The following is a 252-nucleotide window of genomic DNA, read 5'->3' on the forward strand; positions in this document are numbered from 1 at the left end:
CTGAGATCCCACATTTTCCCTTTCTGAGTGACCTTCCAGACACCTTTTTCTTCCTGAACTCCAGCGAACTTTTCATCATCAACAATCACGCTTTCATCAAGTAGCTCATTAATTTTTCTGGTTGCGGAATCAATCTCCTGCTGCTGAATAACACTGTCGATAACGCCGCGCAGATACTGAAACAACGCCACTTTTCGCACGATAGCATTACCTAGAATTTCCGGCTTGCAGGCTTCATAAAGAGCGGTGATG

At 44.8% G+C, this 252-nt stretch carries 1 protein-coding gene; it reads right to left on the minus strand.

Going from position 1 to position 252, the window contains the following annotated elements:
* A partial coding sequence (locus SB659_RS20140) for a hypothetical protein (RefSeq protein WP_410551705.1) occupies nt 1-252 on the minus strand: 252 nt, incomplete at both ends.

The organism is Arthrobacter sp. SIMBA_036 (assembly GCF_046535135.1).
Taxonomy (GTDB): domain Bacteria; phylum Actinomycetota; class Actinomycetes; order Actinomycetales; family Micrococcaceae; genus Arthrobacter.